Genomic DNA, 12,881 nt, shown 5'->3' with positions numbered 1-12,881 from the left:
TTAATCGTAATCCTTTCGTTTTTTGTGCCTTTGCTATAAAATAAGTGGTAATGGTAAATAGGATGGTGATTACGAAAATGGAGCAGAAGGATCCCTTGATTGAAGATTGTGACACATCATGCTTTGGATCAGAGGCTGATTTAAAACAAGTTAAGGCCGAAATGATTGATGAGCAAGCAGCTGTTCAAGTGGCAGACTGGTTTAAAGCCTTCAGTGATCCTACTCGGGTTAAATTGATCAATGCTTTATTGCAGAAAGAATTATGTGTCCATGATCTCTCTGTATTACTCGAGATGGGACAGTCAGCGATCTCGCATCAACTGCGATACCTTCGTAATATGAGGATCGTAAAACGTCGTAAAGTGGGCAAGACGGTGTTTTATTCATTGGATGATACGCACATCGAGCAGATTTTTACACAAACCCTACAACATACAATGCATGGAGAATAACATGAAAGCACCCGCAGTCAGCTGCTGGTGCTTTTTTTGATGTGTTTAGAAGTCTTCACCTAATTTAGAGGAGAATGTACGAAATAATTGACAACTAAGTTTTCATTTGAATATAATGAGTTTAAATAACATATGAATAATTGTTCATGTGTGTACGGCAAGGTTGGTGGAAAGGAGATTATATGATGGAAGCTCAACAACAAAGGGTTAAAAAAGAATTGATATTAGAAGGATTAGATTGTGCTAATTGTGCAATGAAAATCGAAAATGGTGTTAAGAAAATTGAAGGTGTAAGTTCCTGTTCCGTTAATTTTGTAACGAAGACACTAACGATGGAAACTGCGAACGGACAGGTTGAAAACATTGTATCGAAAGCCAAGGAGAAAGTGAAAACACTAGAGCCTCATATCCGAGTAATTGAAAAGAACAAATCTGCAGCAGGGGCCTTACATTCAGAGGACAGTCACGGTCATGAAGATGATCACGGACATTCTCATGAACATGGAAATGAAAATACGAAACGGATGTTAATTCGTTTATTGTTTGGTACCGCTATTGCTGCGGTTGGCTTATTTTCTTCTTTCTCCGGTTATTTAGAATTTGCACTGTTTGCAGTAGCTTACATTGTTATAGGTGGAGATATTGTCTTTCGGGCAGCTAGAAATATTGTTCGCGGCCAGGTTTTTGATGAAAACTTCCTTATGACGATAGCAACACTTGGTGCTTTCGCCATTCAGGAATACCCTGAAGGTGTCGCCGTGATGTTGTTCTATCAGGTTGGGGAGATGTTCCAAGGGATCGCTGTAAATCGTTCTAGAAAGTCCATCAGTGCTCTTTTAGATATTCGCCCTGACTATGCAAACCTTAAAATGGGTAGCGATACAAAACGTGTATCTCCGGAAGAAGTTAAAATCGGTGACTATATTGTCGTAAAGCCAGGCGAAAGGGTACCTTTGGATGGTAAGGTCATTGAAGGGATGTCAGCGGTGGATACCTCTGCATTAACTGGTGAATCGGTTCCAAGAGAAGTGGAACCAGGTCAAGATGTTCTGAGTGGATTTATTAATAAGAATGGTGTGTTAACGGTAGAGGTGGCCAAGGATTTTGGTGAATCTACAGTTTCAAAAATTCTGGATCTAGTTCAGAATGCCAGCAGTAAAAAAGCACCAACAGAAAATTTCATAACAAAGTTTGCCCGCTATTATACACCAGTGGTAGTCATTATTGCGGTATTGCTCGCTGTGCTACCTCCTCTTATTATAAGTGGAGCCACATTCACTGATTGGATTTATCGTGCTTTAGTATTCTTAGTTATTTCATGTCCTTGCGCTTTAGTTGTTTCGATTCCGCTCGGATTTTTTGGTGGTATTGGAGCTGCTTCGAAAAAAGGGGTATTGGTTAAAGGAAGTAATTATCTCGAAGCTCTTAATGATGTCAAATACGTTGTTTTTGATAAGACGGGGACCCTTACAAAAGGAGCATTTACGGTAACCAACATCCATCCCATGGGCGAGATTTCTAGAGACGAGTTGCTCAAATATGCGGCTTACGCCGAAATGCACTCTACCCACCCGATTGCAGAATCAATAAGAGCAGCATACGCTCAGGAAACACGTGAAGAAGAATTGGAAGGATACAACGAGATATCTGGTCATGGCATTCAAGTAAAGGTCAGTGGAAAAGAAGTCTTGGCCGGTAATGCGAAATTAATGAAGAGAGAGCAAATTCCATTTGATCAACCTGAAGATTTAGGTACTATCGTACACATTAGTATTGATCGAGAATATGCAGGGTATATTGTCATTTCGGATGAGGTGAAAGAGGATTCTGCAGAAGCTATTCGCTCATTGAAGGAACTGGGCATTAAGAAGACGGTTATGCTAACCGGGGACTCCAAAACTGTAGGAGAAGCTGTGGGACGCAAACTCGGATTAGATGAGGTACATGCTGAACTGCTTCCACAGCATAAAGTAGAAGAAATTGAAAAGCTGGATCAACAGAAAACATCAAAAGAGAAAATCATATTCGTTGGAGATGGTATTAACGATACACCTGTATTAGCTAGAGCGGATGTGGGAATTGCAATGGGTGGACTCGGTTCAGATGCGGCCATTGAGGCTGCTGACATCGTTATTATGACAGACGAACCATCCAAGATTTCATCCGCCATTCGTATTGCGAAGAGAACCCGAAGAATCGTGTGGCAAAATATTATCTTCGCACTTGGAGTTAAAGCCGTGTTCTTGTTACTTGGAGCCTTTGGCATTGCAACGATGTGGGAAGCCGTTTTCTCCGACGTTGGGGTAACACTCCTCGCTGTATTAAACGCAGTTCGTGTCATGAAGAGTTAAAATCAAAGAGCCGTAAGCGGCTCTTTTTTTATTTCATAACCATAGTACCTTCTTTAGCAGTTCTATAACCAGCAAGCTCGAAAGGATCAAAGGGTTCGGATGTTATCTCCTGGCATTAGGATATAAACTATCTAACAATACAGAGCGTGGTTGTGAATATTCTGAGGCTGATTTGTGTTGAAAAGGTGAATAAAGCGTGAAAGAGTTATGACAATCGCCTAAAAGACCACATTGCGTAGTCTTAATTATATACAATGGTTTAAGCACGTATAAGTCGACAGGAGGAGTGAAGGAAAGATAACTATTGAGTGCGATCTGATAATCTAAAAACGTATGACTTGAATTTATGAGAAAGGGGTACTTCATGAAAACAAAATGGGCAACGTTATCATTGATTTTTATTTTTGCTACTATTCTGACCGGTTGTGAGCCACTTAAGGTCTTAGATCCGAAGGGACCGCAAGCTCGTACAACAGCTGATGTCATTATGATATCCATATGGACCATGGCGATTGTTGTTGTGGTTGTGATTGCACTTTATGTTTCGATTATAAGGAAGTATCGAGCCTCCAAGCAAAGTGATGAGTATGAACCTCCTCATATTGAAGGAAGTCTCAAACTCGAAATACTCTGGACATCGATCCCCATATTAATCGTAGCTTTCCTTTCGTTTGTAACGGTGAAATCCACTTATGAAGTGGAAGCTATCCCTAAAGGATATAAGGAGGAGCCTTTAGTCATATACGCATCTTCTTCCAACTGGAAATGGCATTTTAGTTATCCTGAAGAAGATATTGAAACCCTAAATTACTTGTTTATCCCGACTGACAGACCGATTCAATTCAAACTGTATTCTTACGGACCCATATCGAGTTTTTGGATTCCCCAGCTCGGTGGACAGAAGTATGCCATGGCTGATATGGTAAACACTCTAAATCTTGCAGCTGATGTGCCAGGTGAATACACCGGCCGGAATGCTAACTTCTCTGGTGAAGGGTTTGCTCAACAGACGTTTAGCGTAAAAGCACTTTCTCCAGAAGAATATGATGATTGGGTCACTGAAGTTAAAGCAACAGCTAAACCTCTCACCGAAGAGAAATTTAACGAACTGCTCGAACCAGGACATCTTGGACAGTCCACATTTACAGGAACACACTTAGGCTTTTCACCACCTCCAGCAGGGCACCATCCTTCAACCAAAGAAACGGATGCTGAAGGTGATCCTCCAACTGACGAAAAAGGCAAAGAAAATCCTGATGAAAGCAATATGAGTAACATGAACCATTGAGTTCAGCAGAAAGGAGACAGGAGCATGGATTTTTTCGATCGATTTGCCGTCCCCAACCCGGGGCCGACAATTTATGCCTCAATGGTTGCTATAGCTCTTACCGTTTTCGCGATAATCTTTGGCTTAACCTACTATAAAAAATGGGGTTACTTATGGCGTGAGTGGTTAACAACGGTTGACCATAAACGTATTGGTATCATGTATCTCATATCTGCTCTGCTGATGTTATTCAGAGGCGGCGCAGACGCGATTATGATGCGTGCACAAACGGCTGTACCTGATAATAATCTTCTTGGAGCCCAAGAGTATAATGAAATATTTACAACCCATGGGGTTGTCATGATTATCTTTATGGCGATGGCATTTATTATGGCTTTAATGAACTTTGTGGTGCCACTTCAGATTGGCGCTCGGGATGTTGCATTTCCGAGGCTAAATGCCTTAAGTTATTGGTTATATTTTTCCGGTGCCATGCTATTTAACATTTCTTTTGTAATCGGTGGATCTCCTGATGCTGGTTGGTCATCTTACTTCCCTCTTGCCGGGAACGAGTTTAGCCAGTCCGTAGGAACGAATTACTATATGTTCGCTCTTCAAATTTCGGGCATGGGTACTTTGATAACGGGGATCAACTTTATCACGACGATATTAAAAATGAGAGCACCAGGTATGACCTTGATGAAGATGCCCATGTTCACATGGTCCGCGCTGATTACTAACCTTATTATTGTGTTTGCGTTTCCTGTCCTAACCATTGCGCTCATCATGGGGACAATGGACCGATTATTTGCCACCAACTTCTTTACAACGGCAGATGGCGGCATGGACATGCTTTGGGCTAATTTGTTCTGGGTTTGGGGTCATCCAGAAGTCTACATTTTAATCCTGCCAGCATTCGGTATTTATAGTGAGATTATTTCTACCTTTGCTCGACGTAATCTCTATGGCTACAAATCCATGGTAATATCCATGGTTGCCATCTCTGCACTTTCATTCTTAGTTTGGGTACATCATTTCTTTACAATGGGTCAGGGAGCGCTTGTGAACAGTATCTTCTCGATTACGACTATGGCTATAGCCGTACCGACGGGGATCAAGATATTTAACTGGCTATTCACCCTTAGAAAAGGGAAAATTGTTTTTACGGTTCCCATGCTGTATTCCTTAGGGTTTATCCCCATTTTCACCATTGGTGGAGTAACCGGCGTCATGCTGGGAATGGCCAGTGCGGATTATCAGTACCATAACACCATGTTCTTAGTGGCCCACTTCCATCTGGTTATTATTCCAGGAGTCGTATTTGCGATGCTTGCGGGTCTTACTTACTGGTGGCCAAAAATGTTCGGCTTTATGCTAAATGAGAGAATCGGGAAATGGGCATTCTGGTTTATTGCAGTAGGTGTTTGTGTAACCTTCTTCCCTATGTTTATCTCTGGCTTAGACGGACAGGCAAGACGAATGTACACATATTCAGAGTCTACCGGATTTGGTCTGTGGAATATGATTTCATTTATTGGAGCAATTGGGCTGTTAATCGGATTTGTACTCATCGTGTATAACATCTATTACAGCACTCGATTTGCATCAAGAGATATTCCGGCTGATCCTTGGGACGCTCGATCATTAGAGTGGGCGACACACAGTCCAGTACCTGAATACAACTTTGCTGTAATTCCAACGGTAAATTCAACTGAAGCGTTCTGGGATTATAAGAAGAAAGGATTCAAACTTTTCAGAAATAAAATTGATCAAATTCATATGCCGAATAATAGCGGATTACCATTCATCATGGCGATTATTTTCTTCGTATGGGGATTTGCACTAGTCTTCGCTATGTGGGGCGTCGCCATTGCAGCTACAATCGGCATTTTTGCTTGTTTGGCGTATCGCTCATTTGAAAAAGATGATGGACATTACATCCCCGTTGAAAAAATTATTGTTACTGAAAAAAGATTGGGGGAGGTTAGAGAATGAAAACAGATCCATCGCTCCCACTAGAATATGGAACAGAACAAAACCGACTCAATATTTTTGGATTTTGGATTTTTCTTGGGGCTGAAATCGCACTCTTCGGAACGCTGTTTGCTTCTTATTTTACACTAGTTAATCGAACAGGCAGCGGCCCGACAGGTGCTGAATTATTTGAAATCGCCCCAGTAATAATTGAAACTATTTTGCTTTTGGCAAGCAGTTTTACAATCGGATTAGGCATACATGCTATGCGCATAGGAAGACCAAAAGCAATGATCACATTTTTTCTGATTACGTTGCTTCTCGGATTAGGCTTTCTAGGTGTCGAAATATATGATTTCTTTGTGTACGTTCATGAGGGGGCTACTCTCCAGACTAGCGGTTTTACTGCGATTCTATTTACTACCTTAGGTATTCATGGGGCGCATGTTGCGATAGGTTTAGCTTGGGGATTGTTCATTATCATTCAAATAAAAAAGCATGGATTAACTCCAGCAACCACGAATAAAGCATTTATTTTCTCTCTGTATTGGCATTTCCTTGACGTTGTTTGGATTTTTATCTTTAGCTTCGTCTTCCTGAAAGGAATGATGTGACCATGAAAGAGTTATTCCCGCGAAAACAAGTGATCGGTTTTGTATTTTCACTTGTCCTGATCGCCGCTGCCCTTACGGTATACTTCCTGGATATGTCCTTCGCGGTCGGGGCCACCATTCTTCTTGTTACAGCGTTCATTCAGGCAGCTATACAATTAGTTGTGTTTATGCATGCTGGTGAAACGGAAGATAAGAAATCAATATACACAAGTCTGTATTATGGGATTTTTATTGCTTTAGTCACGGTATTCGGTACACTTCTGACATTAATCTGGGGTTATTACTGATTAAATCAATGTGCAAGTCGGACTGCAGGCGGCTACTTCTTGATTGTGTTCAATAAGTAGTCGCTGATTCCAATTCGAATGTATCTATAAGTAAGTCAGCAGCTCTCCCTGAATGCTTTTTGGTGGCGTATTCTTCATTCATACGAGTTGAATTGTTTTAACAGGGGGCTATATATGAACATTCACATTTATCCATCTCGTAATCAAGGGTTTATGGAATGGGGGGCACAATTAAACGGTCATATACCCGTCAGTTGTGGCAAAACACCGGACGAAAAGGAAGTGGGTCCTCTGTTTTACTGGAACTGGTTTCGAGTAAGTGATTATTTTAGTTCCCCTATGCAATATCATCATCGGTACGAAATTTTGACTTATATACTACAGGGAACAATGGAACATGACGTTAAAGGGAAGGTCTATAGAGTTAGTCGGGGGGGAGTCCACGTACTGCAGACTGCAACGGGGGTATGTCATCAAGAGCGTTTCTTAGGTGCCCGAGCACATGGATTTCAAATATGGTTTGATCCGAAACGCCCCCAAAGTGTTAGAGATCTTCCGCGCCATCGTGGGTATCATTCAAGTGAGTTTTTTGTGAAACAAAAGGGAGGTGTGAGAGTTCGTCAGATCATTGGTGACAATTCCCCAATTACGCTAAAAACAGATGTTTCCATGATAGATTTGGAGCTTGAACACAGGGCATCCACGTCATTAACCCTTGCACCGTTTCGAGTCATGACCCTGTTTATCGTTGAAGGCCAAGGGAATCTAAATGATGGTTTAGGCCACTTTCAAAAAGGGGACTTTGTGGTGGTTTATTCCACAGAAAGTGACACAGAAGCTGTACATCTTCAAACTTCTCACAATGGTTACCTTCGAGCCGTTATTGTTGACGTAAGGCGGGATGATTTTACTTAAGCGCATATTCAGGTCTGGGTAAAGCTATTTGTCGATTTCAGTTCCGAGACCGATTAAGATATTTTTTTATTCCTATAAAAAGGATCCTCATCCAGTTGAATGAGTGTTATTGGCATATTCCCAAAGATGATTTAAAGTATAGTAGTCGGTTTAAAACATCATACTATGATATTAATCAACTTGGAAAAGGTGGATTATCATGCGAATAAAAAAGATTAACATGGATGAGGAAGGTCTTAATCGTTTTTTCGGCTCGTTAGAAGCGAAAATTATGGATATCATATGGGCAAAAGGTAGAGTAACAATAAAAGAAGTTCACGAGATGATTGATGATGAGAATCCGATATCGAAAAACGCTGTAATGACAGTCATGACAAGACTGGTCGAAAAGGAATATCTCATTAGAGAATCATCGGGTAAAGGGCGGGCAAAGGTGTCACATTTTTATGCCCCCCAAACGAAAGAGCAATTTATCACTGAGCAGACACGAGCTGTTACAGACAGTCTCTTTGCGGACTTTGGTACATTTTTGGTCAAAAATTTAATCGATAATCTAGACAGTGCTGACCCTGATTTAATCAAACAATTAGAGCTAAAGTTGAAGGAAATGAGACGAGATGAATAAACCAAGTGATTTTAGTCATAATCCGAAAATATCCTTAACCATTGCTTTACTAATCTGTGCAACTGTCTTGCTTCAGATGGGTTACAATGTCCTTCACCAAATTAAAGATGTGCCGTTCGATTCCGATATTACCCCATTGATGATGTCTACCATTCGAGATGCATTGTTTAATCATGAGATTTTTATAAATGCTTTTATTGCGTATTCACTCATCATTCTTAGTTATCAAACCATAAAGCAAATTTTTCTATATCGAAGTTGGGGGAAATTCGTTAGTTCTAACGAATTGCCTGAATTGTCTATTTACTATACAGAAAAAAACGTAGATTTGAATTGTAAGGTCAAAGTAGTCTCAGATTCAAGAAAGATTGCAGTGACGTCAGGTCTCTTTAAGCCCTACATCGTGCTATCTACCGGTCTTATCAACCATTTCAATGATGAGAAACTAAATGCAATTATTTTGCATGAATCATTTCACTGTTTAAGGCGGCATCCTCTTCATAATGTAATGTTATGTATCGGTTCTAAGAGTCTTATTTATGTCCCGATCGTAAAAGAGCTGGTTCAATACTATCAAATATGGATGGAACTGAATGCAGACCGATTTGCAATTGCAAAGATGGGGAGTGAGTCGCCTTTAGGCCATGTACTCCTTGATTTAATCAAGAATCAAACCGTAAAAACTCCGGGTTATGGTGTGCACTTCTCACATACCGCGATAAATTATCGAATTCAGCAGCTGATGGACCCAGAGCGTCGATTACAAGTGATGGTATTTAGAAAGAAAGCTTTGTATGCTTCCCTGATTGTGCCGGTATTGATGGGAATCATCATTATCATGGAATGTATTTAATTCGTACCTAATTAGTTTTATGAAGTGCGCAACAATCTAACAGAGTGAATTTCTGCATAAGAAATTCACTCTGTCTTAAATTTGTCAGAATTAGAGTTTTAACATTATTGAATGAACATATCTTCATGTGTTAGTCTGATAGCAATGTTAATTTAAATTTGAAAGGGTTGCTTTATTATGATAAAGAAAATAGGTCAGCACATAATAATAGGGATGATGTTTGCACTTGTTTTTGCCTTCCCAACCACCATATTTGCACATACTCAATTGGAAATGTCATCACCCAAAGAAGGGGAAACCGTAACGACGGAACTTAAGGATGTATCCCTGCAATTTGACACGAATATTGAAAAACTTAGCTCTTTTAAAATCATTCATGAATCGAAACAGGAAGTGCCTCTTGATCAAACTACGATTGAGGGGAATACGATGACAAGGCATATTATGGATGGGACTGCTCTTGAAAATGGTACGTATACCATTGAATGGAGAATTGTTGGGAAAGACGGTCACCCTATAGAAGGAAAATATGACTTTATTGTTAATATCAAAGCAAAGGAGCCGGTTACAGAAACCAATGAGAAGGAACCGGAAATAGCAGATAAAGAGGCTGTTTCTGAGCCAAAGGAAACTCCTGAGGTGACATCCGAAACGGCAAGCAGCAATCAAGCGAATACGGAGTCGGACATAAATCAAACAGGAAAAAGTAATATTTGGATTTATTTTGTGGTTGGTATTATGATCATCCTTATTATAGCTGGAGTAGGAAGAGTAATAACTCGGAGGAAAAAATGAATTGGTATTGGATAGGGGAACCCATACTTTATAGTTGCTTAGCTATCTTATTCGGGGGCATTATCGTCCCACGTATTCATACACAAGTTAAATTCCCTGCCAAATTATTAATCATAGCAGCAGTAGGAGTCGCAATCTTTTCGTTCCTACCGGTTCTCAGGATTGTCCTCTTCTTCTCTGATGATGCTGGTTTTGCACTTATATTTAAGAATGTCATGCTGTTTTTCTCGGAAGGGAAAGCATATATTTGGACTGTGATATTCACAGGCTTATTTATCAGTATCGTGTTGGTGAACAACGGAGTTAATAATAGAGGAACCAATAAAACAGCTCTTACGGGGTTATTCTTACTAGCGATTGGTATTATCGGGACTCTCTCGTGGTCAAGCCATGCATCCTCCAATTTTGGAATCATAGGTTTTTGGACACAATTTTTACATTTGCTTTCTGTGAGCGTTTGGGCAGGAATTCTGGTTGTTGCTGGCATGTTTATACCCAGTAAAACAGATGAGTGGAAGGTGTTTTTAAGATGGTATCATCCGCTCGCAATTATCGCTATGGTTATCATCCTTGTATCCGGATTACTTTTAAATATGAGAACAGATCCTGATTATGTGAACTCTTGGATCACTTCATATGGCCAATCCTTATTGTTAAAACATCTATTCGTGATTCCACTTTTGGTCATTGCTTTCTTCAATGGTTTCTTAGTAAAAAGGAAGCTAAACCATACGGATTTCAATCCTAAAAAGTGGGTGTTGGTTGAGGGAATCATTATTCTACTGATCTATACCGTTACAGGCTATATGAATCAGCAGCCAGCCCCTCATGATTTAAATCCTCAATTGATGGAATCATCAGCATCCAAGTTATATATGTGGTTGATTCAAGGAAAAGGAGTGCGGGTTCCTGTTGAAATGACATGGAGTCCGATATCTGTGTTCCTCTTTATAGTGGCACTTTGTAGTATCGTTTCAATGTACCTGTTGTTTAAGAAAAATAAGAATGCTTACGCTGCTCTGATATGTGCCTTCATATTTACGTTTGTTTCATTTGTAGGGTTTATGACCTTAATATCCTGAGCTAAGACTTATATTGTTAGTTAAATGAAATTACTTATCCCAAAAGAGCCTGATCTTTTTTCGATTAGGCTCTTTTTTGTCGTCTGTTAAAAGAGGTAAGTAGGGCTTGCTGAACAGTCCTTAACCGGCCACCATTGCCCTTTCAAAAGCCATTTGTAACATGTAACGAAAATAGTGAAAAAGAAAGCGCAGCTTGCGCTCCAGGTTCATCACCAAGAATTGAAGTGCAATCACGGTGAAACTCGTATTGGAAAGACGAGCCCGGATTCTCTCGAGTCCGTACTTGCGCTTTCCTTCACCGAATTTGCCTTCAATTGCATTGCGCTCAGTTGAATCCTGGTAAGCGATTCGTTTCTGTTCTTTCGCATCATCGCCCAGCGACGGTCGTCCTAGTTTCGGTCCACTTAACCGGATGCCACGTTCTTTGCAGTAAGCTAGGTTCTCTCGGTTACGGTACAACTGATCCGCTAGCACGGCTTTAGGGTAATGGCCAAATCGTGTCTTGTATGCTTCGACCGATTCGATCAAGGTCACACCTTCGTGGAAGCTGTCCCATTGCATTCGTTCGATCAGCGCATATCCGTTCACCATGCTCAAGTGCACTTTCGCACCAAACTCTACTTTGGCTTTGGATTTGCCCCGTACCATCGGGCGCACATGCGGCTGGTGAATGCTTACGATTCGATCACCAACTTGATGTGTTCGGTTCATGTGCATTTCCTTTTGCTGACGATATAGCTCTTGCACGACAAGCAAATTCTTGTACTGACGCTTATTCAATACCGTGAGGGGCGTGATGCCAGACAGTTGTTCGATGATTCGAAGATCCCGTGCAACGAATCGGAGTTGCTTCCCGATCGCTTTGCGAAGTTTATGACGTCCAATGCGACGTTGCTTTGCGACTTCAAGATAAGCCTTTCGTGCATTCTTTCGATACGTACGCGGTTTCGTAAGCTTGCCACGATGCGGTTCATGTAGCGCATCCACGATTTCCTCAAGTTTCTCGCGGGCATCGTTGAGCAATGTAATATCTGTAGGATAAGCAATATCCGCTGGCGCGCAGGTTGCATCAAGTAACAGCGTTCCTTGGTTTGGATCTTCCTTGGAGTTGTCCGACTGCGTTCGTTTTGCTGATTTACCGGAGCCCGCTGCGCTGTCGTCGTTATCATGATTGTGATCATGCTTCGTTGATTCGACCGCGATCCACTCATTAATCTCTTGAAGCACTTCCGCGGTTAGGCGTTTCCGAAAGTGAGTCATCAAGGAGTGATGAAACGGCGGCCGACGATCTTGGAATCCAGCAAGACCAATGAAGTATTGCAGATATGGATTCTCTGTCAATTGATCCAGCGTTTCGCGATCGGAAAGTTGTAGACGCTCCTGTATGATCAGAGCTCCAAGCGCCATACGAATGGAGACTGCGTGTTGGCCGCGAATCGACTTCTTGAACGACTTGGCATATTTATGATCGACCTTCGCCCAGGGGATCAATTGGGCTAACTTGCACCAGCGATTGTCGGGATTTAATTTCCCGCCAAAGGGAAGAAAGAAGTCGCCTGGCATCAATATTTGATTCACTTCTACATCGTATGGTTTATACAATTTGGCTCACTCCGCATGCAAGGAATTTTGCACTAAATATTCAATATCCTTGCATACTAATTCG

General features: G+C 41.1%; 12 protein-coding genes. 11 read left to right on the top strand and 1 reads right to left on the bottom strand.

Going from position 1 to position 12,881, the window contains the following annotated elements:
* Nucleotides 1-77: 77 nt before the first annotated feature.
* The 11 genes from AK95_RS21700 (at nucleotide 78) to AK95_RS21650 (ending at nucleotide 11,215) form a co-directional block, all read left to right on the top strand.
* Nucleotides 78-452 (top strand): ArsR/SmtB family transcription factor, encoded by a 375-nt coding sequence (locus AK95_RS21700; RefSeq protein WP_071221983.1) that lies wholly within the window; start codon nucleotides 78-80, stop codon nucleotides 450-452.
* A gap of 182 nt (nucleotides 453-634) precedes the next feature.
* Nucleotides 635-2,803, top strand: a complete 2,169-nt coding sequence (locus AK95_RS21695) for a heavy metal translocating P-type ATPase (RefSeq protein ID WP_071221982.1) — start codon at nucleotides 635-637, stop codon at nucleotides 2,801-2,803.
* Between the two features lie 364 nt (nucleotides 2,804-3,167).
* A complete protein-coding gene (gene qoxA / locus AK95_RS21690) occupies nucleotides 3,168-4,091 on the top strand; it encodes a cytochrome aa3 quinol oxidase subunit II (RefSeq protein ID WP_071221981.1) in 924 nt (307 codons plus the stop codon).
* 24 nt (nucleotides 4,092-4,115) lie between these two features.
* A complete protein-coding gene (qoxB, locus tag AK95_RS21685; protein WP_071221980.1) occupies nucleotides 4,116-6,065 on the top strand; it encodes a cytochrome aa3 quinol oxidase subunit I in 1,950 nt (649 codons plus the stop codon).
* Complete coding sequence (gene qoxC, locus AK95_RS21680) at nucleotides 6,062-6,658, top strand: cytochrome aa3 quinol oxidase subunit III (protein ID WP_071221979.1); 597 nt, start codon at nucleotides 6,062-6,064, stop codon at nucleotides 6,656-6,658. The genes qoxB and qoxC overlap by 4 nt, the downstream gene beginning before the upstream one ends.
* A 2-nt stretch (nucleotides 6,659-6,660) precedes the next feature.
* Nucleotides 6,661-6,945: a cytochrome aa3 quinol oxidase subunit IV gene (gene qoxD / locus AK95_RS21675; protein ID WP_036638605.1), complete on the top strand. Its 285-nt coding sequence runs from the start codon at nucleotides 6,661-6,663 to the stop codon at nucleotides 6,943-6,945.
* 174 nt (nucleotides 6,946-7,119) lie between these two features.
* Nucleotides 7,120-7,860: a pirin family protein gene (locus AK95_RS21670; protein ID WP_071221978.1), complete on the top strand. Its 741-nt coding sequence runs from the start codon at nucleotides 7,120-7,122 to the stop codon at nucleotides 7,858-7,860.
* A 199-nt stretch (nucleotides 7,861-8,059) separates the two neighbouring features.
* Entirely contained in the window at nucleotides 8,060-8,485 is a 426-nt protein-coding gene (locus AK95_RS21665; RefSeq protein ID WP_071221977.1) for a BlaI/MecI/CopY family transcriptional regulator, read from the top strand.
* Nucleotides 8,478-9,338, top strand: a complete 861-nt coding sequence (locus AK95_RS21660; protein WP_071221976.1) for a M56 family metallopeptidase — start codon at nucleotides 8,478-8,480, stop codon at nucleotides 9,336-9,338. The genes AK95_RS21665 and AK95_RS21660 overlap by 8 nt, the downstream gene beginning before the upstream one ends.
* Nucleotides 9,339-9,515: 177 nt before the next feature.
* A complete protein-coding gene (locus tag AK95_RS21655; RefSeq protein ID WP_071221975.1) occupies nucleotides 9,516-10,133 on the top strand; it encodes a copper resistance CopC family protein in 618 nt (205 codons plus the stop codon).
* Nucleotides 10,130-11,215 carry a copper resistance D family protein gene (locus AK95_RS21650; RefSeq protein WP_071221974.1) on the top strand — a complete coding sequence of 362 codons (1,086 nt, stop codon included), beginning with the start codon at nucleotides 10,130-10,132 and terminating at the stop codon, nucleotides 11,213-11,215. The genes AK95_RS21655 and AK95_RS21650 overlap by 4 nt, the downstream gene beginning before the upstream one ends.
* Nucleotides 11,216-11,335: 120 nt before the next feature.
* Here the strand turns inward: AK95_RS21650 and AK95_RS21645 are convergent, their stop codons facing one another.
* Complete coding sequence (locus tag AK95_RS21645; RefSeq protein ID WP_162487633.1) at nucleotides 11,336-12,778, bottom strand: IS5 family transposase; 1,443 nt, start codon at nucleotides 12,776-12,778, stop codon at nucleotides 11,336-11,338.
* Nucleotides 12,779-12,881: the final 103 nt, after the last annotated feature.

Source organism: Paenibacillus sp. LC231, from assembly GCF_001860525.1.
In the GTDB taxonomy this organism is placed as follows: domain Bacteria; phylum Bacillota; class Bacilli; order Paenibacillales; family Paenibacillaceae; genus Paenibacillus_AQ.
Note: the sequence above shows the minus strand (reverse complement) of the source record. Positions and strands in the feature narration are given on the sequence as shown.

Coding starts and splice junctions, on each gene's coding strand:
- qoxD (WP_036638605.1), top strand. CDS start 6,661: ATGAAAGAGTTATTCCCGCGAAAACAAGTGATCGGTTTTGTATTTTCA.
- AK95_RS21660 (WP_071221976.1), top strand. CDS start 8,478: ATGAATAAACCAAGTGATTTTAGTCATAATCCGAAAATATCCTTAACC.
- AK95_RS21655 (WP_071221975.1), top strand. CDS start 9,516: ATGATAAAGAAAATAGGTCAGCACATAATAATAGGGATGATGTTTGCA.
- AK95_RS21645 (WP_162487633.1), bottom strand. CDS start 12,778: ATGCCAGGCGACTTCTTTCTTCCCTTTGGCGGGAAATTAAATCCCGAC.
- qoxC (WP_071221979.1), top strand. CDS start 6,062: ATGAAAACAGATCCATCGCTCCCACTAGAATATGGAACAGAACAAAAC.
- qoxB (WP_071221980.1), top strand. CDS start 4,116: ATGGATTTTTTCGATCGATTTGCCGTCCCCAACCCGGGGCCGACAATT.
- AK95_RS21700 (WP_071221983.1), top strand. CDS start 78: ATGGAGCAGAAGGATCCCTTGATTGAAGATTGTGACACATCATGCTTT.
- AK95_RS21665 (WP_071221977.1), top strand. CDS start 8,060: ATGCGAATAAAAAAGATTAACATGGATGAGGAAGGTCTTAATCGTTTT.
- qoxA (WP_071221981.1), top strand. CDS start 3,168: ATGAAAACAAAATGGGCAACGTTATCATTGATTTTTATTTTTGCTACT.
- AK95_RS21670 (WP_071221978.1), top strand. CDS start 7,120: ATGAACATTCACATTTATCCATCTCGTAATCAAGGGTTTATGGAATGG.
- AK95_RS21695 (WP_071221982.1), top strand. CDS start 635: ATGATGGAAGCTCAACAACAAAGGGTTAAAAAAGAATTGATATTAGAA.
- AK95_RS21650 (WP_071221974.1), top strand. CDS start 10,130: ATGAATTGGTATTGGATAGGGGAACCCATACTTTATAGTTGCTTAGCT.